This window comes from Octadecabacter temperatus (genome assembly GCF_001187845.1).
GTDB classification, from domain to species: domain Bacteria; phylum Pseudomonadota; class Alphaproteobacteria; order Rhodobacterales; family Rhodobacteraceae; genus Octadecabacter; species Octadecabacter temperatus.
Window position 1 is genome coordinate 2,002,487 of the sequence record NZ_CP012160.1, and the last position, 24,995, is coordinate 2,027,481.

General features: G+C 54.8%; 29 protein-coding genes. 3 read left to right on the forward strand and 26 right to left on the reverse strand.

Annotation, left to right across the window (positions count from 1 at the left end; all coding sequences use genetic code 11):
* The first annotated feature begins 3 nt into the window (after positions 1-3).
* From OSB_RS10080 to OSB_RS10090, 3 genes are all read left to right on the forward strand, one after another.
* The gene (locus tag OSB_RS10080) at positions 4-561 is read left to right on the forward strand and encodes a hypothetical protein (protein WP_234967370.1); all 558 of its coding nucleotides are present in this window, start codon (positions 4-6) and stop codon (positions 559-561) included.
* 129 nt (positions 562-690) lie between these two features.
* Positions 691-2,217: a DEAD/DEAH box helicase gene (locus OSB_RS10085; protein WP_049834880.1), complete on the forward strand. Its 1,527-nt coding sequence runs from the start codon at positions 691-693 to the stop codon at positions 2,215-2,217.
* Positions 2,218-2,220: 3 nt separating this feature from the next.
* The gene (locus tag OSB_RS10090) at positions 2,221-2,442 is read left to right on the forward strand and encodes a DUF2798 domain-containing protein (RefSeq protein WP_049834881.1); all 222 of its coding nucleotides are present in this window, start codon (positions 2,221-2,223) and stop codon (positions 2,440-2,442) included.
* A gap of 68 nt (positions 2,443-2,510) precedes the next feature.
* On the opposite strand, the gene OSB_RS10095 is transcribed toward OSB_RS10090, so the two are convergent.
* From OSB_RS10095 to OSB_RS10220, 26 genes are all read right to left on the reverse strand, one after another.
* On the reverse strand, positions 2,511-4,181 hold the full coding sequence (locus tag OSB_RS10095) for a ribonuclease J (protein WP_049834882.1): 1,671 nt from the start codon (positions 4,179-4,181) through the stop codon (positions 2,511-2,513).
* A 1-nt stretch (position 4,182) separates the two neighbouring features.
* Positions 4,183-4,959 (reverse strand): type III pantothenate kinase, encoded by a 777-nt coding sequence (locus tag OSB_RS10100; protein ID WP_049834883.1) that lies wholly within the window; start codon positions 4,957-4,959, stop codon positions 4,183-4,185.
* A 22-nt stretch (positions 4,960-4,981) separates the two neighbouring features.
* Positions 4,982-5,740, reverse strand: coding sequence for a biotin--[acetyl-CoA-carboxylase] ligase (locus OSB_RS10105; RefSeq protein ID WP_049834884.1), 759 nt, complete (start codon positions 5,738-5,740; stop codon positions 4,982-4,984).
* Positions 5,730-7,169: an NADH-quinone oxidoreductase subunit NuoN gene (nuoN, locus tag OSB_RS10110; protein WP_049834885.1), complete on the reverse strand. Its 1,440-nt coding sequence runs from the start codon at positions 7,167-7,169 to the stop codon at positions 5,730-5,732. Before nuoN ends, OSB_RS10105 begins: the two co-directional genes overlap by 11 nt.
* A gap of 12 nt (positions 7,170-7,181) precedes the next feature.
* The gene (locus tag OSB_RS10115; RefSeq protein WP_049834886.1) at positions 7,182-8,726 is read right to left on the reverse strand and encodes an NADH-quinone oxidoreductase subunit M; all 1,545 of its coding nucleotides are present in this window, start codon (positions 8,724-8,726) and stop codon (positions 7,182-7,184) included.
* Entirely contained in the window at positions 8,726-10,918 is a 2,193-nt protein-coding gene (gene nuoL / locus OSB_RS10120) for an NADH-quinone oxidoreductase subunit L (RefSeq protein WP_049834887.1), read from the reverse strand. Before nuoL ends, OSB_RS10115 begins: the two co-directional genes overlap by 1 nt.
* Positions 10,919-10,923: 5 nt before the next feature.
* Positions 10,924-11,229 (reverse strand): NADH-quinone oxidoreductase subunit NuoK, encoded by a 306-nt coding sequence (gene nuoK / locus OSB_RS10125; protein ID WP_049834888.1) that lies wholly within the window; start codon positions 11,227-11,229, stop codon positions 10,924-10,926.
* Between the two features lie 2 nt (positions 11,230-11,231).
* Positions 11,232-11,837, reverse strand: a complete 606-nt coding sequence (locus OSB_RS10130) for an NADH-quinone oxidoreductase subunit J (protein WP_049834889.1) — start codon at positions 11,835-11,837, stop codon at positions 11,232-11,234.
* Entirely contained in the window at positions 11,834-12,271 is a 438-nt protein-coding gene (locus OSB_RS10135) for a carboxymuconolactone decarboxylase family protein (RefSeq protein ID WP_234967371.1), read from the reverse strand. Before OSB_RS10135 ends, OSB_RS10130 begins: the two co-directional genes overlap by 4 nt.
* Entirely contained in the window at positions 12,268-12,657 is a 390-nt protein-coding gene (locus OSB_RS10140) for a carboxymuconolactone decarboxylase family protein (protein ID WP_049834890.1), read from the reverse strand. The genes OSB_RS10135 and OSB_RS10140 overlap by 4 nt, the downstream gene beginning before the upstream one ends.
* Positions 12,654-13,148: an NADH-quinone oxidoreductase subunit NuoI gene (nuoI, locus tag OSB_RS10145; RefSeq protein ID WP_049834891.1), complete on the reverse strand. Its 495-nt coding sequence runs from the start codon at positions 13,146-13,148 to the stop codon at positions 12,654-12,656. The genes OSB_RS10140 and nuoI overlap by 4 nt, the downstream gene beginning before the upstream one ends.
* 1 nt (position 13,149) lies before the next feature.
* Positions 13,150-14,190 carry an NADH-quinone oxidoreductase subunit NuoH gene (gene nuoH / locus OSB_RS10150; protein ID WP_049834892.1) on the reverse strand — a complete coding sequence of 347 codons (1,041 nt, stop codon included), beginning with the start codon at positions 14,188-14,190 and terminating at the stop codon, positions 13,150-13,152.
* 9 nt (positions 14,191-14,199) lie between these two features.
* Complete coding sequence (locus tag OSB_RS10155) at positions 14,200-14,580, reverse strand: hypothetical protein (RefSeq protein WP_049834893.1); 381 nt, start codon at positions 14,578-14,580, stop codon at positions 14,200-14,202.
* Positions 14,580-16,598 carry an NADH-quinone oxidoreductase subunit NuoG gene (nuoG, locus tag OSB_RS10160; protein ID WP_049834894.1) on the reverse strand — a complete coding sequence of 673 codons (2,019 nt, stop codon included), beginning with the start codon at positions 16,596-16,598 and terminating at the stop codon, positions 14,580-14,582. The genes OSB_RS10155 and nuoG overlap by 1 nt, the downstream gene beginning before the upstream one ends.
* Positions 16,599-16,796: 198 nt before the next feature.
* A complete protein-coding gene (locus tag OSB_RS10165; RefSeq protein WP_049834895.1) occupies positions 16,797-17,195 on the reverse strand; it encodes a DUF5333 domain-containing protein in 399 nt (132 codons plus the stop codon).
* 130 nt (positions 17,196-17,325) lie between these two features.
* Positions 17,326-17,775 (reverse strand): DUF3291 domain-containing protein, encoded by a 450-nt coding sequence (locus OSB_RS10170; protein WP_049834896.1) that lies wholly within the window; start codon positions 17,773-17,775, stop codon positions 17,326-17,328.
* Positions 17,775-18,260 carry a hypothetical protein gene (locus OSB_RS10175; RefSeq protein WP_049834897.1) on the reverse strand — a complete coding sequence of 162 codons (486 nt, stop codon included), beginning with the start codon at positions 18,258-18,260 and terminating at the stop codon, positions 17,775-17,777. Before OSB_RS10175 ends, OSB_RS10170 begins: the two co-directional genes overlap by 1 nt.
* Positions 18,257-18,487 (reverse strand): hypothetical protein, encoded by a 231-nt coding sequence (locus OSB_RS10180; RefSeq protein ID WP_049834898.1) that lies wholly within the window; start codon positions 18,485-18,487, stop codon positions 18,257-18,259. The genes OSB_RS10175 and OSB_RS10180 overlap by 4 nt, the downstream gene beginning before the upstream one ends.
* Positions 18,484-18,753 carry a hypothetical protein gene (locus tag OSB_RS10185; RefSeq protein WP_049834899.1) on the reverse strand — a complete coding sequence of 90 codons (270 nt, stop codon included), beginning with the start codon at positions 18,751-18,753 and terminating at the stop codon, positions 18,484-18,486. The genes OSB_RS10180 and OSB_RS10185 overlap by 4 nt, the downstream gene beginning before the upstream one ends.
* Before the next feature lie 186 nt (positions 18,754-18,939).
* Entirely contained in the window at positions 18,940-20,223 is a 1,284-nt protein-coding gene (gene nuoF, locus OSB_RS10190) for an NADH-quinone oxidoreductase subunit NuoF (protein WP_049834900.1), read from the reverse strand.
* 41 nt (positions 20,224-20,264) lie between these two features.
* On the reverse strand, positions 20,265-20,483 hold the full coding sequence (locus OSB_RS10195) for a DUF5337 family protein (protein WP_049834901.1): 219 nt from the start codon (positions 20,481-20,483) through the stop codon (positions 20,265-20,267).
* Between the two features lie 84 nt (positions 20,484-20,567).
* Complete coding sequence (locus tag OSB_RS16805; RefSeq protein ID WP_049834902.1) at positions 20,568-21,794, reverse strand: NADH-quinone oxidoreductase subunit E; 1,227 nt, start codon at positions 21,792-21,794, stop codon at positions 20,568-20,570.
* A 169-nt stretch (positions 21,795-21,963) separates the two neighbouring features.
* Positions 21,964-23,100: an NADH-quinone oxidoreductase subunit E gene (locus OSB_RS10205; protein WP_049834903.1), complete on the reverse strand. Its 1,137-nt coding sequence runs from the start codon at positions 23,098-23,100 to the stop codon at positions 21,964-21,966.
* Positions 23,093-23,386: a hypothetical protein gene (locus OSB_RS10210; RefSeq protein WP_049834904.1), complete on the reverse strand. Its 294-nt coding sequence runs from the start codon at positions 23,384-23,386 to the stop codon at positions 23,093-23,095. Before OSB_RS10210 ends, OSB_RS10205 begins: the two co-directional genes overlap by 8 nt.
* Positions 23,383-23,646 (reverse strand): hypothetical protein, encoded by a 264-nt coding sequence (locus OSB_RS10215; protein WP_049834905.1) that lies wholly within the window; start codon positions 23,644-23,646, stop codon positions 23,383-23,385. The genes OSB_RS10210 and OSB_RS10215 overlap by 4 nt, the downstream gene beginning before the upstream one ends.
* A gap of 109 nt (positions 23,647-23,755) precedes the next feature.
* Entirely contained in the window at positions 23,756-24,982 is a 1,227-nt protein-coding gene (locus tag OSB_RS10220; RefSeq protein ID WP_049834906.1) for an NADH-quinone oxidoreductase subunit D, read from the reverse strand.
* Positions 24,983-24,995: the final 13 nt, after the last annotated feature.

Genomic DNA, 24,995 nt, shown 5'->3' on the forward strand with positions numbered 1-24,995 from the left:
ATCTTGGATGTCCCGTCGCGCGGGTTGTTCACTGGTAATCGCGGGATATTGCATACCTCTGACAAAGTCATGGGCGCGGCGCTGTGGAAGCACCGCGCATGGATTTGTTGCACGCTGAACTGGCAAAATAGGCGCCGCGATGTGATGAGCGGGCGTAACTGGACGGAGCTGTTTTTCCTAGATGAAGCTGTCGCAATGGCGGCCGGCCACCGCCCCTGCGCATATTGCAGACGATCACATTATAACGCGTTTTTAGATGCTTGGGGTGAAAACTTGAAAGCCCCGCAAATGGACGCCGTGCTGCACAATGCGCGCGCTGTTCACGGGGCCCGCCGCCTTCAGACCCACAAAGCCGAAGCACGTGACCTGCCCGATGGGACGTTTATCAAAACTGACCGAGCCTATTTGCTGTCGAATGGGGCGGCTTTCCCTTACGCGCCGACGGGTTACGGCGCAGCGAAACCACGGCCAACGGGCCTTGTTTGCGTTCTGACCGCGCCCCCGATGATTGCCGTGTTGCGTGGCGGATATACCCCCCATTTGCACCCCTCCGCAGGCTAACCCCTTTGTTTACTTGACGTTATCACGCCTCGGACGTAGGTGTTTGCCACCCAAAAGGGCAGGCAATACGGCCAGCCCAGCCGCGTGACGATTGCGGCTTACTGCTGCAAACTCCGCGAAAGGATTAAATTGACCAAATTCAGTGACTTAAACCTCGACAAGAAGGTCCTCAAGGCCGTCGAAGAAACCGGCTACGAAACGCCGACCCCTATTCAAGCTGGGGCGATTCCCCCTGCCCTTGAAGGTCGTGACGTTCTTGGCATTGCCCAAACGGGTACCGGTAAAACCGCCAGCTTCACGCTGCCGATGATTTCCATGCTTAAGCGCGGCCGCGCACGGGCGCGTATGCCGCGTTCCTTGGTGCTGGCCCCAACGCGTGAATTGGCAGCACAGGTTGCCGAAAACTTCGATGCCTATGCCAAGCACACAAAACTGACGAAGGCCCTGCTGATTGGTGGCGTTTCGTTCAAAGAACAAGACGCGCTGATTGATCGCGGCGTTGACGTTCTGATCGCGACGCCTGGCCGCCTGCTTGACCATTTTGAGCGCGGCAAGCTGATCCTGTCTGACGTGAAAATCATGGTCATCGACGAAGCTGACCGGATGCTCGACATGGGTTTCATCCCAGATATCGAACGCATTTTCGGCCTGACACCATTCACGCGCCAAACATTGTTCTTCTCTGCGACGATGGCACCGGAAATCGAGCGCATTACCAATACGTTCTTGTCCAACCCAGCCAAAGTCGAAGTGGCCCGTGCGGCGACGACGTCTGAGAACATCAAGCAAGGTGTGGTGATGTTCAAAGGCGGCCAAAAGCAGGCCGTTGAAAAACAGAAGCTGCTGCGTGACCTGATCAAAAGCGAAGGCGATGAATGCCGCAATGGGATCATCTTCTGTAACCGCAAGATCGACGTAGATGCTGTTGCAAAATCCATGACCAAGGCGGGGCTTGATGCCTCCCCTATTCACGGTGATCTGGACCAAACGCACCGGATGAAGACCCTTGCAGGGTTCCGCGATGGTACGTTGCGCTTCCTCGTGGCGTCTGACGTGGCAGCCCGTGGTCTTGATATTCCGAACGTGTCCCACGTGTTCAACTACGACGTTCCGAGCCATGCTGAAGACTATGTTCACCGGATTGGTCGCACGGGTCGTGCGGGCAAAAAGGGTACAACAATCATGATTTGCACCCCGCGCGACGAGAAGAACTTCGATGACATCGAACGTCTTGTCGAAATGACAATCCCACGGGTCGAAATGCCTGGCGGAACGCCGAAAGCTGTCGCTGCGGATGAATCCAAACAGGATTCAGCTCCAGCTGAGGACAAGCCAAAGCGGACTCGCATTCGTGGTGGACGTGGTCGTAAAAGCGATACTGCAAAAGCTGAAGCTGCACCCGTTGAAGTTAAGGCAGAAACGCCGAAGCAAGACGCACCAGCGCCCAAAGCCGAAGAGCCTAAGGTGGAAGCACCAAAAGCAGCTGAAGCGCCACGTCAGGACACAACAGACAAGCCCAAGCGTTCACGCGGCGGGCGCAATCGTGGTGGCGGCGGAAACCGTGACAACAATGATCGCGGTCCTAAGATCGTCGGCATGGGGGATAGTGCCCCCGATTTTATCGCCAAAAGCTTTGACGAGCGCCACGGAAGCTAACCAATGATACCAGCACGTTACTCACATATCTTGTTTGGTTTAATTCTGTCGTTTCTGATGACAGGGGTTGTGTCTGCCATCGTGACAGTGCGTGCGCTCCCGCCCGAAATCCCGTTCTTGGGCGCATGGTTCGGTTCATGGATGTCGAGTTGGGCGATCGGATTTCCGGTCGTGCTGTTCGTTGCACCAATCACGCGTCGCTTGGTTGCCAAACTCACTAAGTAATTGACGAACATACCTAAACAAAAAAGGCCCGCACACTGTGCGGGCCTTTTGCGTTATGTCGTCAGGTCTTAAGCCAGACGTGAAATCACAATCGTCACTTCTGGCTTTTTACCGATCTCACCTTGGGCGCTTTTGCGGGTTACGGTGCGCAGCTCTTTTTCAAGCCTCACATCATCCGCAATCGTCTTGTCGTCAGCACGACCCAAGAACTGGCTCAGGTCTTCTTCCAACACGTCCACCAAAGGCGCGTTGTTGCGGCCCATTTCGGACAGACCGGACACTTCGCACCACGGATCGCCAAGCGGGTCGCCGTTTTCATCGATGATCAACGTCACCAGCACATGGCCGTTCAGCGCCATACGGATACGGTCGCGGATCACGCCGTCAAACTGGCCGACCTTTACGGAGCCATCCAGATACATGCGGCCGGTTTCGATGTGCTCAACCACCTTTGGTTTGTTGCCAGATAAATCGATCATCATCCCGTTCACAGCCAGCACGCCCTGCACGCCAGCGGTTTCCGCGACTTTGACGTGTTCGCGCAGGTGACGGTGTTCACCATGCATTGGGATCACGGTCTGTGGTTTGATAAGATCACGCATGACGTCCAGATCAGGACGGTTCGCGTGGCCGGAAACGTGGTAAAGTCCGCCACTGGAATCGTCGACGACATCAACGCCCAACTCACTGAATTGGTTCATAATATGGATGACGCCCTTCTCGTTTCCAGGAATGGTTTTGGAAGAGAACAGGAACGTGTCGCCCTCTTTCATCGTCAGCCCCATGTACTTGCCATTCGCCAATTGCGCGGACGCTGCACGGCGCTCGCCCTGCGATCCGGTGACCAACAGCAACACGTTTTCACGCGGCATGCTGCCAACGTCTTCTGGTGAAATCACCGTTGGGAAATCATCCAGAATGCCGACTTCAGTCGCGGCTTCGACCATGCGGCGCATGGAACGGCCCAACAAACACACGGAACGACCCGCACGGTCCGCCGCCTGTGCGATCGTGCGAACACGGCTGACGTTAGACGCGAATGTTGTCGCGGCTACCATGCCTGTGGCTTCTTTCAAGAAACGTTCAATCTCAGGTCCGACAGTGGACTCCGAGCGCCCCTCTTCGCGGGAAAACACATTGGTGGAATCGATCACCAGCGCCTTAACGCCGTCTTTGCCAAGGGATTCCCAAAGATCGTGGTCGAACGGCTCACCAATACCGGGGTTCACGTCGATTTTGAAATCGCCTGTGTGAACAATGCGCCCGCCCTTGCTGTCGATCACAAGACCGGAGCTTTCAGGGATAGAGTGTGAGATTGGCACGAAACCAACTTCAAACGGACCCGCCTTCACGGTTTCAGGCCACTTGCCGACGGTCTTAACCGTTTTGTCGGAATACCCGTGTTCGGACATCTTGCGGCGTGCAAGGTTGGCCGTGAACGCACGCGCATAAATCGGCGCGCCAAGGCGTTCGTAAAGGTGCCCGACAGCGCCAACGTGATCTTCGTGGCCGTGGGTAATAAAGATCGCTTCAATCTGGTTCTTGCGTTCTTCAAGCCAGCTTACGTCTGGCAGGATCAAATCCACGCCAGGTGTGCCGTCCATATCGGGGAACGTGACCCCAAGGTCCACGACGATCAGGCGTTCTGCATCCGCAGGGCCATAGCCGTAGACATAACAATTCATACCGATCTCGCCCGCGCCACCGAGGGGGAGATACATCAATCTAGCTTTAGTCATTTTAGTTATTGTTGTCCTTGTTGAACCTGTGGATCACGGTCAATCCGTGCATCGTCAGGTCATCTTCAATTGTATCAAAAAGGGCGTAACCACTTGAAAACAGTGGGGCTAACCCTCCAGTTCCTACGACAGTCATGGGGCGGTCGTACTCACCCTTAATTCTTTCACAGACGCCATTGATGAGGCCGATGTAGCCCCAGAAAACGCCTGATTGCATGCAATCCACGGTGTTGGTTCCGATGACGGATTGCGGTTTGGTAATATCGACATGGGGCAACGCTGCGGCCGCTTGGTGCAGTGCCTCAAGGCTGAGGTTCACACCGGGCGCAATGACGCCCCCCACATAGGCACCATCGCTTGCCACCACATCAAATGTGGTCGCAGTGCCGAAATCTACGACGATCAGATCTCCGCCGTGGCGATCATATGCCCCAGCGGTGTTGACCAAACGGTCGGGCCCAATCGCAGTGCCTTCGTCCACGCGCGGCGGCGTGGGCAGCAGGCAATCTGGCTTGGACACCACATAGGGACGCGTGTTGAAATAACGGTCCGCCATGACGCGCAGGTTGAACACAACGCGCGGCACCGTGGACGAGATTATAACCTCGTCGACTTGCGCATCAATCTTGTGATGCGTCAGCAGCGTGGTCCACCAAACGAAATACTGGTCCGCCGTGCGTTGCCATTCGGTTGAGGTGCGGAATGTGCATAGGAATTCATCCCCGTCCCAAAGGGCGAAGACTGTGTTGGTGTTTCCTGTATCAATGCACAATAGCATGGTCGTTCCTTAGTGTAGCCTTTTAGAAAAAGACATCCCCTGCCGCGATTTGGCGCGTGCCTTTGGGTGTGTTGAGCACCAGATAACCGTTTTCATCCACAGTTTCAAAGCGCCCCGTAACTTCTTCGTTTGAAAGACGTGCCGTAATTGTCTCACCAATACGGGCAGCGCGATCAAGCCAAGCGGTGCGGATCCCGTTAAAACCGTAAGATGTTAGTTGAGCGTCCCAATGCGCGAATGCTGGCGCTAAGTGTTTGAGGAAGGCGTCTGGCGTGACGTCCTCGCCAGATTCGCCCTTTACGGACACCGGGTAAACCGCGCCGCCTTCGACTTGGGCGATGCTTGGGGCTGCGATCAGATTTACCCCGATGCCAACCGCCACGCCCCACATCTGGCCCTGCACCATCAGACTTTCAAGAAGGATGCCGCCAACTTTTCCGCTATTTAGCAAAACATCATTGGGCCATTTCAACGCCAGTGTTGGCCCCTCGCCCATCACGCCGCGAAGCGCGTCATGCAGTGCCAATGCAGCGACAAAGCTGCGCAATGGCGCGATTACGGGGTTCGTACAAGGGATTGATAGCGTGCCGTAGAAATTGCCTTCGGGCGCGACCCATGAGCGACCACGACGCCCCCGCGACGCAGTTTGGAGTGTGGCTGTGAACCAAGTCGCGTTCGGGAACTGCCCCGCTTCTTGGCGAGCAACATCAAGTGTCGAAGAAACTTCTAGGAATTGCTGATGGCCAACCCCAGCTGGCCATTCAGGAACCTTAGTTAACAAGTGCGAGCGACGCAGCTTCGGCCAGTGGCTCAATCCCAAACAGATTGATCACGCCGAGGATCATCACAGCAGCAGATGCCACCAAGAAGCCCCAGAGAACAGGTGATCCGCTGGCATCCAACTGCTCGTCCTGTTCAGTGCCGAAGTACATGAAGAACACGATGCGCAGGTAGTAGAACGCGCCGATTACGGATGCGACAACACCGGCAACAGCCAACCAAGCGAGGCCTGCTTCGTAAGCGGCCTGCAGCACGTAGAACTTACCAAAGAAGCCGAGCATTGGTGGAACGCCTGCAAGTGAGAACAACAGGATCAACATCGCGAGCGCCTTCACAGGCTCACGCTTGGAATACATGTTCAAGGACGCGATATTTGTGACCGGAACGCCGTCTTTTTGCAAAGACAGGATGAACGCGAAGGTACCGATGTTCATCGCGACATAGATCGCGAGGTAAACCAGCATCGCCTGCACGCCAAACGCCGTACCAGACGCCAGGCCCATCAAGGCAAAGCCCATGTGCGCGATGGAGGAATACGCCATCAAGCGCTTGATGTCAGTCTGGCCGATCGCGGCGATCGCACCAAGGAACATGGAAACCACAGACAGGAATGCGATGATTTGCTGCCAGTCGGAAACTGAATTGCCGAATGCGTCATGCATCACCCGGGCGAACAAGCCCATCGCAGCGACCTTCGGGGCCGTCGCAAAGAACGCAGTCACCGGTGTTGGTGAACCCTCGTAAACGTCTGGCGTCCACATGTGGAACGGCGCTGCGGACACTTTGAACGCGAAGCCAGCGGACATGAACACAAGACCGAACAGCAACCCAAGGGACACGCCATCAGACGTCGCCTCTATGATGCCCGTAAACGCGGTGGTGCCTGCGAAACCGTATGTCAGGGACGCCCCGTAAAGCAGCAAACCGGACGACAACGCGCCAAGCACAAAGTACTTCAGGCCAGCCTCAGTGGATTTCACAGAGTCGCGACGCAAAGACGCAACGACATACAGTGCCAATGACTGCAGCTCGAGGCCCATGTAAAGCGACATCAAATCGCCAGCCGACACCATCATCATCATACCGACAACGGACAGTGCGATCAGGATCGGGTATTCGAACCGCAGCAGGTCACGCTTCGCCATGTATTCTTGGCTCATGATCAGAACGGCAGCGGCAGCCAGCAAGATCGTAACCTTGGCGAAGCGGCTGAATGCGTCATCCACGAACATGCCGTTGAAGGCTGTCGTTGTCCCCTCGCCCGTGGTGCCGATCCAGAATGCCAAAGCGACAAACAGGCCGGACGTGATCCAGACCAGCAGCGTCGCCGCTTTGTCTTTCACCGTGTAAACCGCGCCCAGCATTGCAGCCATCGCAAACAGCGACAGGATGATTTCGGGCAGGATGGTGTTCAGGTCTTGGGACAACATCAATTCAGTTCCTTAATGCGAGGCCACAGATGCAGCGGACGGCGTGAAGGCCGCTTGTGCAGTTTCAACTTGGTCAACCAGAGCGGCGACCGATGGCCCGATAATATCGGTGACAAGGCTGGGGTAGACACCCAGCAGAAGGGTCATGATGACGAGCGGCGCAAAGATCCAACGCTCACGCGTGTTCATGTCAGTGATGGATTTCAGGCTTTCCTTGATCAGATCGCCCATGACAACGCGGCGATACAGCCACAGCGCGTAAGCCGCCGAGAAGATCACACCCGTTGTCGCAACAGCCGCAACCCAAGTGTTCACTTGGAAGACCGCCATCAACGTCAGGAATTCACCAACGAAGCCAGACGTGCCAGGCAAACCAACGTTGGCCATCGTGAAGAACATGAAGATCAGCGCGTAGGCCGGCATCCGGTTCACAAGACCACCATAGGCATCGATTTCGCGTGTGTGCATGCGGTCGTAAATCACGCCAACACACAAGAACAACGCACCAGAGATAAAGCCGTGTGACAGCATCTGGAAGATCGCACCATCAAGGCCCTGTTGGTTGAACGTGAAGATACCCATCGTTACGAAACCCATGTGGGCGACGGATGAATAGGCGATCAGCTTTTTCATATCTTCCTGAACGAGCGCAACAAGCGATGTGTAAACAATCGCGATTGCGGACATCCACAGCACCATTGTGCCCATGACCTCAGACCCGATTGGGAACATCGGCAAGCTGAAGCGCAAGAAGCCGTAGCCACCCATCTTCAACAGGATCGCAGCCAGTACGACAGAACCCGCTGTTGGCGCTTGAACGTGCGCATCTGGAAGCCATGTGTGGACAGGCCACATCGGCATTTTCACCGCGAAGGAGGCAAAGAACGCCAGCCACAGCAGTGTCTGCATGCCACCGATGATCTGAATGCCAAGGATTGAGAACGTGTCAGTGCCGAACGGGAAGCCCATCAGGGATGGAATATCCGTCGTGCCTGCCGCTGAATACATGCCGACCATCGCAACCAACATCAGCACAGAGCCGAGGAAGGTGTAGAGGAAGAACTTAAAAGAAGCATAGATGCGGTTCGCGCCGCCCCAGATGCCGATGATCAAGAACATCGGGATCAGGCCAGCTTCAAAGAACAGGTAGAACAGCACCAGATCGAGCGCCATGAACACGCCCAGCATCAGCGTTTCAAGCAACAGGAATGCAATCATGTATTCTTTAACGCGGGTGTTCACGGTCCAGCAGGACGCGATCACGATTGGCATCAAGAACGTAGTAAGCATGACAAACAGGATCGAAATTCCGTCGATACCCATCTTATAGGTGAAGCCCATGATCCATGTGCGTTCTTCAACGAACTGGAAATCAGTGTTGCTCGCATCAAACCCGAACAAGATGAACAGCGACACAAGAAACGTCATCGCCGTGGCGGCCATTGCTACCCACTTGGCGTTGCGCTGTGCAGCTTCGTCGTCACCACGCAGGAACAGCGCCAAAATTGCCGCCGCGATTGCGGGGATGAATGTGGTGATGGAAAGAAGGTTATCCATTATTCATAGCTCCCCGTGATGGTAAAGTAGGTCAGGATCACCACGATCCCGATCACCATCGCAAACGCGTAGGTGAAGACGTAACCGGACTGCGCGCGGCCCGCGAGTTTTGTCAGTTTTGGAATGATGCCCAGTGCAATCCCGTTCAAGCTGCCGTCGATGACATTGCCATCGCCGCGCTTCCACAAGAAGTTACCAAGCCACATCGCTGGCTTCACGAAGATCGCATCGTAAAGCTCATCAAAGTACCATTTGTTGAGCAAGAAGTTGTACAGCGGTGCCTGCTGTTCTGCCAGCTTGCGCGGCAGATGCGGGCTGCGGATATAGAACAACCATGCCGTCGCAAAACCAAGGATCATCGCAAAGAACGGTGACAGCTTTACCCAAACCGGAACGAGGTGTGCATCGTCCAATGTGGTGTTGTCATGCGCCACATAGATCGCGCCCTGCCCTGGCTCACCGTCGAACACGTAGTGCGTTTCGCCGTGGTCATCCGTTTCAGTCGCGTGAGCGTCGTCAGCGTGCGCAACTTCTTCGTCGCCGTGATGTTCGTCAACGGTTGCTGCATGTTCATCGTCTGCATGTGTTTCGTCTGTGTGACCGTCCATCGCGTGATCATCGCCATGGCCTTGCTCAGCGTAAGCAACACCAAAGTACTGGCCCACGTATTTCGCGTTCCCAAAGAACGGCTTGTAGAAAACCATACCGGCAAAGATTGCACCGACAGCAAGGATCGCGAGCGGAGCCAGCATAACCTTTGGCGATTCATGGGCGTGCTCATGCGTGTGCTTGTCGCCACGTGGCTTGCCGTAGAACGTCAGGAAAATAAGGCGCCAGCTGTAGAATGATGTGAAAAGCGCCGCGATAACCAGCATCCAGAAGGCGTAGCCGCCAGCGGTGCCAGCATAAGCACTTTCAATGATCGCATCTTTGGACACAAAGCCCGCGAACCCAACCGGGAAGCCGATATACAGCAGCGGAATACCAAAGCCCGTGATCGCCAAGGTGCCGATCATCATGGCACGGAAAGTCCACGGAAGCTTGTGACGCAAACCACCATAGTTCCGCATGTCTTGTTCATGGTGCATTCCGTGAATCACAGAACCCGCACCAAGGAACAACATCGCCTTAAAGAAGGCGTGTGTGAACAGGTGGAACATCGCGACGGAATACACACCAAGACCAGCGGCCACGAACATGTACCCGAGCTGCGAACACGTGGAATAGGCGATGACCCGTTTGATGTCGTTTTGCACTAGGCCAACCGTCGCGGCGAAGAACGCGGTTGTCGCGCCAAGGAACACGATAAAGGATGTCGCTGATGGTGCGAATTCCATGATCGGGGACATGCGGCAGACAAGGAAAACACCCGCTGTAACCATTGTCGCAGCGTGGATCAGCGCGGACACAGGTGTCGGGCCTTCCATCGCGTCTGGAAGCCAAGTGTGCAGGATCAACTGCGCCGATTTACCCATCGCACCGATGAACAACAGCAGGGCAATAACCTCAGCCGCGTTCCAATCGCGCCACAAGAAGTGCAGCGTTGTTTCCGCGATCGTCCCTGCTTCAGCAAAGATCACATCGAAGTTGATGGAACCCGTGACGTAGAAAATCGCAAAGATACCGAGCGCAAAGCCAAAGTCACCCACACGGTTGACAACAAACGCTTTAATCGCAGCGGCGTTGGCGGATGGTTTCTTATAGTAGAAGCCGATCAACAGATAAGACGCGACGCCCACACCTTCCCAGCCAAAGAACATCTGCACAAGGTTGCCCGCTGTCACCAGCATCAACATCGCGAAAGTAAAGAACGACAGATACGCAAAGAAGCGCGCCTTATACGGGGTGTCTGGGAACTGTTCGTCGTGGGCCATGTAGCCAAAGGAATAGAGGTGAACCAGCGCAGAAACCGTGTTGATCACGACCAGCATGATCGCGGTCAGACGGTCAATTCGGATGCCCCATGATGTGTCCAATGTGCCGGATTGGATCCAACGCATGATGTCGATGGTGTAGTAACCATTATCATGTGCGGACGCATCGAACGTCAGCATGATCACCCAAGACAGGAACGCCGCCAAGAACAACAAGCCCGTGGTCAGCCACTGTGCCGCTGTCTCACCGATGATTTTCCAGCCAAAGCCGCCAATGATGGCGCCGACCAATGGGGCGAATAGGATTATCTGTTCCATTAGTCTTAGCCTTTCATGACGTTGACATCTTCAACGTCGATGGTGCCGCGGTTGCGGAAGAAACATACGAGGATCGCAAGGCCGATCGCGGCCTCAGCGGCGGCGACCGTCAGGACGAACAAGGTAAAGACCTGCCCGACGAGGTCACCCAGGAAGGATGAGAATGCGACCATGTTGATGTTCACTGCCAACAGCATCAATTCGATGCTCATCAACAGGATGATGACGTTCTTACGGTTCAAGAAAAGCCCGAAGATGCCGATGACAAACAGCGATGCTGCGACCGTTAAGTAATGTTCAAGTCCGATCATGATTACAGCCCCTGCCCCGGTTTAACGTCTTTGAGTTCCATCGCCTGCGCCGGATCGCGCGACATCTGGGTCATCACGTCTTGGCGTTTCACATCTGTGCGGTGGCGCAGTGTCAGTACAATCGCACCTATCATTGCGACCAGCAGGATTAGACCCGCGAGTTGGAAGATCAGGAAGTATTGATCGTACATGATCAGGCCAAGCTGTTTGGTGTTCTCAGCATCAGTAATCGGCTGCGCAAGACGGCTATCAACGCCGTCCGAGAAGCCCCAGACGCCAAAGGCAATTGCCAGTTGCATCAACAAAACAACGCCAATCAGCAGGGCCAGCGGCATATAGCGCGCCATTTCGGCCTTGAGTTCTGCAAAGTCCACGTCAAGCATCATAACGACGAACAGGAACAACACGGCCACGGCGCCGACATAAACAATGATCAGCAGCATCGCGACGAATTCAGCGCCGAGAAGCACGAACAAACCCGCTGACGACAGGAACGCAAGGATCAACCAAAGCACAGAGTGCACAGGGTTGCGTGCCAGCACGGTCATCAAACCGCCTGAAATTGTCGTCACCGCGAAGGCGTAAAAGGCAATCACTAAAGGTGTCATGTCGCGTCGTCCTTCTTGGCGGCATTCTTAGCGAACACCTCTTGGGCCAATTCCATGGCCTTGGTCATTGCAGGTGCGCCGCCGAACATGCCCGACAGTGCAATCGTCTCAGTCACTTCTTGCTGGGTTGCGCTGGCCTCAAGTGCGTGGCGTACGGTCAGCTTGATCTGTGGTTCCGCCATCATTGTCGCGTTTAAGGCGCCCTGAATAGTCAGGCCTTGCAGCGTCAACAACAGTTTGGTCTTCGCGTCCAGCGCATCAGGGTTCGCCCCCTTGCCCATGAACTTTTCCATCATGTCCTTGGACATCGTAGGAAATAGGTCTTCTACCCCTTTCATAGACTCGGCCATCACGTCAGCGAACTCAGGGCTTACGCCCTTAGCCCAGTCCTGACCGGCCTTCATCCATGCATCAAAGGGATTGTTGTCGTTCACGCGGAATCCTCCGCTTCGAAAACTTCGATCGCGGTATTCATACCGTTGATCATCGCAGGGAAGCCGCCATAGAGCGTCATCTGGTAAATAATCTCACAGATTTCTTCACGGCTCGCACCAACGGCGCGCGCGCTTGCAATGTTGACTTTCAACTGTGGCTTTGTCTGCCCGCCCTGTGCCGTCAATGCAGCAACGGTCGCCAGCAGGCGCGTCTTTTCGTCCACAACACCACGGCTGTAGAACGTACCATAAGGCACCTCAACCACCATACGCGACAGCCCAGGCACAAGCGCATCGTAGCGCTTCGCCAAAGCCTGCTCCATGCCGGGATTTACCGTCTCCGACAGGGCCTGACCGCGTTCATATGTAGTGGTATCCGCGTTCATCGGTACGGTGCATCCAGTTCAAGGTTGCGTGCAATTTCGGCTTCCCAACGGTCGCCGTTATCCAAGAGCTTTTCTTTGTCGTAGTAGAGTTCTTCACGTGTTTCCGTGGAGAACTCGAAATTCGGGCCTTCGACAATCGCGTCCACTGGGCAGGCTTCTTGGCAGAAACCACAGTAGATGCATTTTGTCATGTCGATGTCATAGCGTGTGGTGCGGCGCGAACCATCATCGCGCGGTTCCGCATCAATGGTGATCGCCTGCGCCGGGCAAACCGCTTCGCACAGTTTACAGGCAATGCAGCGCTCTTCGCCGTTCGGGTAACGGCGCAACGCGTGCTCACCACGAAAACGCGGGCTAAGTGGCCCCTTTTCATGCGGATAGTTCAACGTCGCCTTAGGCGCGAAGAAGTATTTGAACCCAAGGGCGAACCCTTTGATGATATCCGTCATCAAGAAATACTTGGCGTGCCGTGTGTAATCAATCTGGCTCATATCAGCCTCCAATCGCGTAGCGGGCCCAGAAGCCACCAGCTACTTCGAATTTTGCAAGGAACGCGACCAGCACAACCCAGAACAGGGACAGCGGTAGGAAGATTTTCCAACCAACGCGCATCAGTTGGTCGTAGCGGTAGCGCGGCGTGATCGCCTTCACCATTGCGAACATAAAGAACGCCAAGGCCATTTTTCCGACGAACCACAAGATGCCATCCGGCAAGAAGCCAACTGGGGACAACCAGCCACCAAAGAACAACAGGGTTACGAGGGCGCACATCAACACAACGGCCATCAATTCACCGATCATGAACAACAGGAACGGCGTGGATGAGTATTCAACCTGATAGCCTGCAACCAATTCTGATTCCGCTTCCGGAAGGTCGAACGGCGGGCGGTTAGTTTCAGCCAAGGCGCTGATAAAGAACAGGAATACCATCGGGAAGTGCGGGATGAAGTACCAGTTCAACAGGCCCAAATCGCCTTCTTGTGCGTTAACGATTGCACCGAAGTTCATCGAACCCGTGGAAATAATCACACCGATGATGATCAACCCGAGCGAGACTTCGTAAGAAATCATCTGCGCCGCTGAGCGCAACGAGCCAAGGAATGGATACTTCGAGTTGGACGCCCAACCGCCCATGATCACGCCATAAACCTCCAATGAGGACACAGCCATCACGAACAAAATGGCCACGTTGATGTTGGAAATAACCCAACCATCGTTGAACGGGATAACCGACCACGCGACCACAGCCAGCGTGAACGAGATCATCGGCGCAAGGAAGAACACCGCCTTGTCAGCACCCGCAGGCACAACGACTTCTTTGACGATATATTTGATGAAATCCGCGAAGGATTGCAGCAGGCCAAACGCGCCAACCACGTTGGGGCCTTTGCGCATTTGCACGGCTGCCCAGATCTTGCGGTCAGCATACATAAGGAACGCCAAGGCGACCAAAAGTGGAACCAAAACCAACAAACATTGACCAAGGATCAACAGGATGATCCCAAGATTTGTGGTTGTGAAAAATTCAATCATTCGCTTCCCTCAGACCGTCGGAATGGACCGGCGCGCACATTCGGCAACGGTCACTTCTGCGTCTATCGTTCTCGATCCACGCGGCAAAGCGGGCGAGATGGTGTAAACAGCATCCCCCGTCCAAATGCCACCCTCTTCATCCACGAGCGTGCGCACATTTCGTGCAAACCCGTAGCCACGTATTAGTGCGTATTGTGCGGCCGCACATTCCGCGTAGTCCGCCACGTCTTGGCGTTCAATTGTGTTGGTCACTTTCACGCGAAAGTTCACCAAATCCCCGTCCAGCAAACGCGTCTCAATACCATCATAGCTCACCGCGCCTTCCGGCACGATTGGGGTCGTCTCACAGGCTGCGAGCGCTGACATTGCTATGATCGCTGGACGCATCATTACTCCGCAGCGATCGGGGCTTCAGCCCGCTTTTTGGCATTGCTGCTCAGCTCAGCCATAAGCTGGGATGCGCGGGCAATCGGGTTGGTTAGGTAGAAGTCCTTCACGGCACTGCGGAACGTCGCTTTGCCAAACTTGCCCGTCTTAACCGGCTGCCACTCATTTTCAGCAACACCGTCAACGTCACCCAAATGCGGGTGCGCGGCGACAAGCGCTTGGCGCAGACCTGCAAGGCTATCCCAAGGTTGCTGCGCGCCCAGCTCGGACGACAGCGCACGCAAAATCGCCCAGTTTTCTTTGGCTTCACCAGGTGCAAACCCAGAACGCATCGCCAATTGCGGGCGGCCTTCGGTGTTCACGAACAGCGCGTTTTCTTCAGTGTAGGCCGCAGCTGGCAGGATGATATCAGCGCGATGCGCACCACGATCCCCGTGCGAGCCTTGGTAAATCACAAACGGACCGGCAGCGATTTCAACTTCGTCAGCGCCAAGGTTGTAAACAACCTCCGCCGCTTCGACGGCTTTCATGCCATCCTTGTTCGTCGCATCCACATCCATCGCACCAACGCGACCAGCAGCCGTGTGCAGGATCAACAGTTTGGACTTGGATGCCTCACACATTTGCATCGCCGCAGCGAGAACGGCCGCGCCGTCCGCCTCTTGCAAAGCGCCTTGGCCAAGCACGACAACAGATGGGTTATCGACAATCTTCTTGGCAGGCTTCGTGTCCAGAATGGCCTGAAGCGCTGCGCGATCCGTGCCTTTGTGGTTGTAGTCATATGTCAGATCAACGGCTTCACCGATCAGATCGACATTACAGCCGTTGGTCCAAGCACGGCGAACGCGGGCGTTCAGCACTGGCGCTTCGACAACGGGGTTCGTGCCGATGAACATCACGTATTGCGCATCATCAAGATCTTCGATCGTGGCGTTGCCCACATAGCCGGAACGATTACCCGCTGGCAGCTTGGCACTATCAACGCGGCATTCAACAACACCGCCCTGCCCTTCAACCAAGGCCTTCAGCGCAAACGCGCTTTCCGTATTGGCCAGATCACCGATCAAACCTGCAACCTTTTTGCCGGACATCGCAGCAGCCGCAGCTTTCAGCGCCTCATCCCAACCTGCTTTGCGCAGCTTGCCGTTTTCACGGATGTAGGGCGTGTCCAAACGCTGGCGACGCAGACCGTCCCAGACGAAACGTGTCTTATCGGAAATCCATTCCTCATTCACGCCGTCGTGGTTGCGCGGCAAGAAGCGCATGACTTCGCGGCCTTTGGTGTCGACACGAATGTTAGAGCCAAGCGCATCCATTACGTCGATGGATTCTGTCTTGGTCAACTCCCAAGGACGGGCCGTAAACGCGTAAGGTTTTGAAACCAGCGCACCAACAGGACACAAATCAATGATGTTACCCTGCATGTTGCTGTCGAGTGTTTCACCCAAATAGCTTGTGATTTCCGAATCTTCACCGCGTCCTGTTTGACCCATCTGCGAAATCCCCGCGACCTCAGTCGTGAAGCGAACGCAGCGCGTACAAGAAATGCAGCGCGTCATGTGAGTCTCTACGAGCGGGCCAAGATCGAGGTCATCAGACGCACGTTTGGCTTCTCGGTAACGGGAAAAGTCGACGCCATAAGCCATCGCCTGATCTTGCAAATCACACTCACCACCTTGGTCGCAAATCGGGCAATCAAGCGGGTGGTTGATGAGGAGGAATTCCATCACGCCTTCGCGTGCTTTCTTCACCATCGGAGAATTTGTTTTAACTACAGGGGGTTGCCCCTCCGGACCGGGGCGCAAATCGCGCACCTGCATCGCACAGGATGCTGCGGGTTTCGGCGGGCCACCTACAACTTCGACCAGACACATGCGGCAGTTGCCAGCGATGGAAAGGCGTTCGTGATAACAGAACCGTGGGATTTCAATGCCGGCTTCTTCGCAAGCCTGAATGAGCGTCATAGCGCCCGACACTTCTACTTCATTGTCGTCGATGATGATCTTGCGCAGATCGGACATGGGCGTGTTCCCTGTTCCCGTATGGCTTATGCACCAAGCAGGCCCAAAACAGGGCTGCCAAATTCCCCTGCGTTCTATCCCGCACGCGCGTGATTTGCTAGCCCGAAACCTACGAAAAACTGCCAGAAAAAATTAAGGGAAACAACAAAGGCGGAGTCCGAAAACCCCGCCCTTGCCTCATTGAAAAACCCGTTGTTTTTAACGCAACAACTGTCCGACTTGTGTGCCTTGTGCGATTTGTGCGCGCGCGACGGTACAATAGGTCGCAGGATCATCCGTACGCACCCCCAGCGAATTCAGACGCTGACGGGCTATTGTCTCCAGGCGCGCCTTTTCGGAACGGTTGTCAATGTAAGCGTCGATCTCGTCATTGGAATAGCCAAGGTCTTGCAGGTGAGACTTCAATCCTTGCAGGAAATTCAAACCGCGTAACATGCGAACGCTGACGCTGCCGCAGTTGTCATCAAGTTCGATCGCCATGCCTGCCGCAATCAGCCCTTCTGTCACGCGTTCAACGTTTGCAGGGTTCGCGGTTGCGGATGTCGTGAGGGTTAGCCCAACAACGGCCGCTGTAATTGTGTTTTTCAAAGTCATCATCTTGCTCGTCTCCAAAACAGACTGAGGGGGTCTCAGTGGTTGGTGTAGATGTCGGATAAGTGGGATTGCTATTCAATAGCAGAGCTGCGTTATCCGCTTTTACGGCGGAAATACCGCTATTAACCGGCCCTTATGTCGATTTCTTGCGAATTTCGTCCCAACCGAAGGCCCGCTCACTTGGACCGTTTTTCCGCAGATCATCCAGAACCGCTAAAGCTTCATCGCGGGTTGGTTGGTGGCCTTCTTCAACCCACCACATCACGAAGTGCTGCTGGTCCAAGACTTCAAACCATTCGGCTTTGCGGTCCATGAACTTAGCGTGGATGGTTTTGTAAACGAACGCCTCAAGGCTGGGCAGGTCTTCCCAGACGGTGAGGTTGAATACCAACTGCGGATCACCGTCGATGCTGTTTTCAGTATTCCCCGTCCCCGGCTCACCAGAACCCTCGGACATCCAAACGAAACCGGGCATCCGTTTCCCAAGGCCGTTCACACGGTCAAGGTTATCCATGAATTCTTTAACCCGCGGATCATCGACAGGGGCAAAAAGGCGACCAATGTTGAGTTCAGCGAGATGCATTATCCGAATGTCCAACACGGCGAACGATTTAGCGTCAGGTATTGTAGCATCGGATTTGCTCGCGGATCACTTAACGACATCTCAGTGCTCGTCTTCGTTCCATTCTGCGCGATCTCGACAACAAAATTCTCGTAGTGGCCGTCTGAAGGTTTCCCAGAGTTTGGTAGCAGAATGTCCAACAATTCAGCGTAACCATTTGCCAACTCGAATTCATACCCATTCACTTGTGCAGGGTATCCATCGACAAGAAACAAACAAATCCCTTGGTCGTCAGGCGTAATCGCGAATGTCGCAACTTGATCCGCTGCCGCGCCATCAAAAACCCCGCCGTGAACATAAATCACATTATTAAGTTGGCGCATTTCGACGATCCGTGTCGACGCTTCCAACGTTTCCAATGGCGAGACTGAAACGACCTGCCCATCTGCGTAGGACATCGTTCCGAAAGCCAATGCCGCGATTGCCGCTGGTACCGAAAGCTTCATCGCCTCTTTCTCTCACGCGACGGGGCGATCCCACCCGCAGCTTTGCGTAAGAAAGCAAACGTCATCAAAATCCCAACACCACACAATGCAGCAACCGCAAACCACGCCCACCACGGCGCGACGTTCGCCTCAATAGCTTTGTAAGTGAACCAGCTCGGCAATCCGCAGATCGCTAATGTTGCTAAAGCTGCGAGAAAACTCGCGGTGCCGTCTAGAAACGCTTTCATTCGCAAACCTGTGAATAACGCCACTCCGGTGCGCCGCCCCCCTGCGTTTGTAAAATTCCAAATTCGAACGGGTCGCGGACGATACGTCGTGAGATTTCATCGCAGAAGGTTGCCACGATTTCAGCTGCTATGGCTCGGTCGTTTGGCCCTATAACATCGGGTGACGCCAAACTTACTCGCACGTCTTTGACACGCACATCAGAAGAAACGACATGTACCCCATCTTCGCGTTGAACATTGTTCTCATCAACAGCGAAGCGATACATGATTGCATTGTTTGTAAAGTCTGCTGCGAAAACCCTGCCATCGCGTTCATACTCTGCATCATTTTGTATGCTGACCCCGAGAGCAGATCTGAGGGGGCCGGCATATCCAGCAGGAGAGCATGAACTAAGCGCCGTGAGTACGGGTAACAATATTCCAAACTGTGAAATTCGGCTCACCCGCATCTATCACTCCGCAGCCACAGGTCCGCGTTTATGAGCAATGCGGTCTTCGATCTCGTCGCGGAAGTTTTTGATGAGACCTTGGATCGGCCAAGCCGCAGCGTCGCCAAGCGCACAGATTGTGTGGCCTTCGACCTGTTTGGTCACATCAAGCAGCATGTCGATTTCCGCAGGATCCGCATCGCCTTTAACCAGACGATCCATCACGCGCATCATCCAGCCGGTACCTTCGCGACACGGCGTACACTGACCACAAGATTCGTGCTTGTAGAATTTAGACAAACGCCAGATCGCTTTGATCACGTCAGTAGACTGGTCCATCACGATGACCGCAGCGGTGCCAAGGGAAGACCCCTTTTCCTTCAGCGCATCAAAATCCATGATCGCATCGCGCATGTTTTCACCGCGCACCATTGGCACAGACGACCCACCCGGGATCACAGCCTTAAGGTTGTCCCAACCGCCGCGAATACCGCCGCAGTGCTTCTCGATCAGCTCTTCGAAAGAAATCGACATTTCTTCTTCGACGACGCACGGGTTGTTCACGTGGCCAGAAATCGCAAACAGCTTGGTGCCCGCGTTATTCGGGCGACCCATGCCTGCGAACCATTCAGGACCGCGACGCAAAATTGTCGGAACCACAGCAATCGATTCGACGTTGTTCACTGTTGTTGGGCAACCGTACAGACCAGCACCAGCCGGGAATGGCGGCTTCATGCGTGGCATGCCCTTTTTGCCTTCAAGGGATTCGAGCAATGCAGTTTCTTCACCGCAAATGTATGCCCCTGCCCCGTGGTGCAGATAGATGTCGAAATCCCAACCGGACTTCGCAGCGTTCTTACCGACCATGCCAGCTTCATAGGCTTCGTCAATTGCAGCCTGAAGCGCTTCTTTTTCGCGGATGTATTCGCCGCGGATGTAGATGTAGCAGGCGTTCGCATTCATCGCGAAAGACGCGATCAAGCAACCCTCGATCAGCGTATGCGGATCGTGGCGCATGATTTCACGGTCTTTACATGTGCCCGGCTCGGATTCGTCAGCGTTCACAACTAGGTAGCTAGGACGGCCATCAGATTCTTTTGGCATGAAGGACCACTTAAGACCTGTCGGGAAACCCGCGCCACCACGACCACGCAGGCCAGAGGCCTTCATGTTGTCGATGATCCACTCACGACCTTTTTTGATGATGCCAGCCGTGCCATCCCAATGGCCCCGCTTTTGCGCGCCTTTTAGCGTGCGATCGTGCATCCCGTACAGGTTCGTAAAAATGCGGTCTTTATCTGCGAGCATGGAACGGTTTCCTCAGTCTTCTTCACACTGGTGCGAAGGTATCATTTATCGCGTGTCTTTTGCCATAGCTTCCACGTCACCACCAGTGACCAAATGAACGCAGCGAGCGAGATAAGGTAAAACAACATCTCAACGCGTGGTGTTGCCCCCAATAGTCGCGTCAGTTGTGGCGCAAAAATGCTAAGCAAACCTGCACAGGCAATCACAATTGCAACTTGGCGACCCATGCGGGCGGTGTCTTGGTCATGGTGTTTGGTCATTGGCTATATGTGCCGCGTGTGCGCGCAAAAGAAAAGGCCCGCGCGCATCTCTGCGGCGGGCCTTTTACGATTATTTCGGGGGTCCTAGTAGACTTTACCTTTTTTGACCTTCTTGGCGAACTCAGTCGTTCCGCCTTTGGCCAGTGTCTTCGCTTGCTTGATCCATTCATCGCGCTCAATGCGGCCTTTGAATTTCAAGCGGCTATCAACCCACTCAACTTCTTTCTTGCGCCAGCCGGCGACCTGATCGAAGTGATAGAAACCAAGCTCGTTAAGTGTTTTTTCCAGACCCGGACCGACACCCTTAAGCTGCTTAAGATCGTCCGCGCCACCCGCACGTGCCTTGGTTAGCGTTGCTGGCTTACCATCGGCAGCAACCGGAGCCGCCTTAGGCTTGGCAGCTTTCGCCGTTGTGGATTTCGCAGTGGTTGCCTTTGCAGTGGATGCTTTAGCTTTTGCAGCGGGCTTCGCCTTAGCGGCAGGCTTTGCTGCGGCTTTCGCAGCTGGTTTCGCTTTTGCGGCAGGTTTCGCTTTTGCGGCAGGTTTCGAAGCCGCTTTAGCAGTGCTTGTCGCAGCCTTCGTTGTGCTTGCTGCTTTTTTCGCAGCCGTCTTAGCTGCTGGTTTAGCAGCGGCCTTTGTTGCTGTCTTCGCAGTGCCTGTCGCAGTCTTCGCAGCGCCTGTTGCTTTCTTAGCAGTTGTCTTCGCCGCACCAGTCGTAGTTTTCGCTGCTGACTTTGCCGCACCCGTTGCTGACTTGGCTGCGGTCTTGGCTGTGCCTTTTGCAGATTTTTCTGCTGTTTTGGCTGTGCTCGTCGCAGACTTAGCTGCTGTTTTCGCAGCACCCGCTGTGGACTTCGCCGCAGATTTCGTCGCTTTCGTTGCCGTCGCCGCAGCACCAGTTGCGCCCTTAGCTGCAGTTGTCGCACCCGCTTTCGCAGTGGACGCCGCGCTCTTTGCTGCGCCAGTTGTTGCACTTGCCGCGGATGTTGCCGCATCGCCTGCAGCACCAGCTGCTTTGGATGTTGCACCAGCTGCTACGCCAACAAGACCAGCTGCAGTTGCGGCCGTCGCTGCGCCTGCTGCCGCAGTTCGGCTACCGGACGCAGATGCGTCGCCGCCCAAAGAAGCGCCATCGTCTGTCTTGCCCCAACCGAGCCAAAGGATGATCCAAGCGATAATCGCAACGATCAAGCCAATGATAAAGGACGTGAAACCCGCATAGTGCAGCGCCTTATAGGCCACGATCAAAGCAACAATGCCGAGAATGGCGGCAATTGCGAGGATACCCATCTTGTTAGAGGACGTTTTCATTTATTAACCCTTCCTGTTTCAAACACAGCTTTTCCCAACCCTGCGTCATAGTTGCGCAGACCTTAGACAAGCGGGTGTCACTTGATAAGGGGGAGAAGCACGAAAAACCGCCCAAATGTGGTATTTGGGCGGCGCATTTCGACTAATTCGTGTGGTTTATGTCTGAATTCTACTTCTCGGCGGCAAGTTTGGTCGCTTGTGCGATCCAACCATCACGTTCGATGCGGCCTTTGAACTTCAAACGGCTGTCGACCCAAGCCACTTCGCCTACGCCCCACTTTGAAATTTGGTCAAAGTGCCAGAAGCCCAATTCGTTCAGAACGCCCTCAAGTTTCGGGCCAACACCGCTGATCAGTTTCAGATCATCAGCACCAGATTTGCGTGGCGCAGACATGGTGCGTGGTTTTGATTCAGTGGCCGTGCTTGCAGCTGAAGCTTTCGCAGCAGGCGTTGCTTTCGCGGCCGGCTTTGCCGTTTTAGCAGCTGGCTTGGCGGCTTTTGCAGCGGGCTTTGCAGTAGCCTTAGGTGCTGCCGCTTTTTTCGCGGCAGGCTTTTTAGCAGCAGCCTTCTTTGCAGCCGGTTTCTTAGCTGTCTTGCCAGAACCCTGCCATGGAGCAAGCAACGGAATTTCAGTGCCATCGATACGCTTAACAGTGTCGCCAATATCATGGGCCAACTGAACGGATGCGTTGTACTGGTGCTTGCCGCTGTCCATTTCTGTCAGCGTGGTCAGGCCTTTCAAAGGTTCAGCAGCGTAGCGACCGTTTTGCGGGCCAGGTAGTGGAACTTCACCACGGCCAAGCGCGTCAATCAGTTCACCCATTTTGGCGGCTGTCAGGTCTTCGTAATAGTCTTTACCGATCTGGGCCATTGGCGCGTTTGAACAGGATCCAAGGCACTCAACCTCTTCCCAAGAAAACTTACCGTCGGCAGATACTTCATGCGGTTCAGACGCGATTTTTTCTTTGCAGACAGCGACCAAGTCTTCCGCGCCGCAAATCATGCAAGACGTCGTGCCACACACCTGAATGTGGGCAACTGTGCCAACAGGCTGAAGCTGGAACATGAAGTAGAACGACGCCACTTCAAGGGCACGCATATAGGCAAGGCCCAGCATTTCAGCGACCGTTTCAATCGCCTTGCGAGTCAACCAGCCTTCTTGTTCCTGCGCACGCCACAGCAATGGAATGATCGCAGAAGCCTGACGGCCTTCAGGGTACTTCGTGATCTGGGCCTCAGCCCACGCTAGGTTGTCTGGCGTGAAAGCAAAGCTTGCAGGTTGGTCTAAGTGGAGGCGTCTAAGCATTGGCACAAGTTCCTGAAGTCAGTCTAAAGCCGGTGGCGCCCACGTCGGTTTCGCCATTCAGCCGAAGGTATTGTGTAATAGATCTAAGTTTGTCTTCGCTAAACCCGGTGCGGGCTTCAACGGGGGCCGCTTGCGCATCTGATGTGATGCTGCAGCCCGCATCCGCAACTGCGGCTCTGAAAAGTGCGACATCCGCAGCCGTGACACCATCAGGCAAGGTCTGCCCGTTTTGGCCGTCACAGCCAGCAAGCGCGAAGCCCGCAAGGAGGAGCACGGCGTATTTCACTCACACGCCTCGTCGATTAGTTTCATGGACCCGTCCGCTTCCAGAGCTACGGAACCCGCCGCGTACATTGTCGCGATCACGGACATGGTTTCTTCTTCGGTCAGACCGGACGCTTCAAGAACCGCGTCGCCGTTCTCAGCCGTAACAACACAGCCCGCATCCAGAATTGCAGCTTTCATCGCCGCAACGGACGCTTCATCAGCGTCTTGCGCGAACGCAGGCGTAGCAATCAACAGGCTGGCAAAAACAAAACGCTTCATCACATCCCTGCCCCAAATGCGAGTCCAGTGAGTGCTGCGAACACTGCCATTGGCAATGCCTGCGATCCCAGTCCAGCCACGATGAATAAGATGATTGGGGAAGCGGCCATCAACGGTCGATCTCCCCGAAAACGATATCCATGGTGCCGATGATCGCCGCAACGTCAGCAAGCTGATGCTTGGACGCGATGTGATCCATCGCTTGCAGGTGCAAGAAGCCAGGTGCGCGGATCTTGGCGCGGTACGGTTTGTTTGAACCATCTGCCACAAGGAACACGCCGAATTCGCCCTTTGGCGCTTCAACGCAGGCGTAAACTTCGCCCGCAGGTACGTGGAAGCCTTCAGTGTAAAGTTTGAAGTGATGGATCAGCGCTTCCATTGATGTCTTCATCTCAGCGCGAGCTGGCGGCGTGATCTTGCCGCGCGCCATAACGTCGCCCTGCCCTTCAGGTTCACGCAGTTTAGCGATGGCCTGACGGATGATGGAAACAGACTGACGCATTTCTTCCATGCGACACAGGTAGCGGTCGTAGCAGTCACCGTTCGTGCCAACTGGAACTTGGAAATCAAATTCGTCGTAGCATTCATAAGGCTGCGCGCGACGCAAATCCCACGCAAGACCGGAACCGCGTGCCATCACACCAGAGAAACCCCAATCAAGGATATCCTGTTCCGTCACAACACCGATGTCGACGTTACGCTGTTTGAAAATCCGGTTCTCGGTCAGCAGGCCATCAATGTCGACCATGAACTTGGCCATAAACTGATCGGCCCAAGCTTCGATGTCTTCCATCAAGCCAGCTGGCAGGTCTTGGTGAACACCGCCGGGGCGGAAATAGGCAGCGTGCAAACGTGCGCCACAGGCACGTTCATAAAACACCATCAATTGTTCGCGTTCTTCAAAGCCCCAAACAGGTGGGGTCAACGCACCAACGTCCATCGCCTGTGTGGTGACGTTCATCAAGTGGTTCAGCACGCGGCCGATCTCACAGAACAATACACGGATCAAGGACGCGCGACGTGGAATGACCGTGCCTGTCAGCTTTTCAATCGCCAGACACCAAGCATGTTCTTGGTTCATCGGCGCGACGTAATCAAGACGGTCAAAGTACGGCAGGTTTTGCAGGTACGTCCGGCTTTCCATGAGCTTTTCAGTGCCACGGTGTAGCAGGCCAATGTGAGGATCGCAGCGTTCAACGATTTCGCCGTCAAGTTCCAGAACAAGTCGCAAAACCCCGTGCGCCGCAGGGTGCTGCGGGCCGAAGTTAATGTTGAAATTGCGGATCTTCTGTTCGCCTGTGAGGGCGTCATCGAAGTTCTTGGTTCCGTCCATCATTTCATTCCTCCGG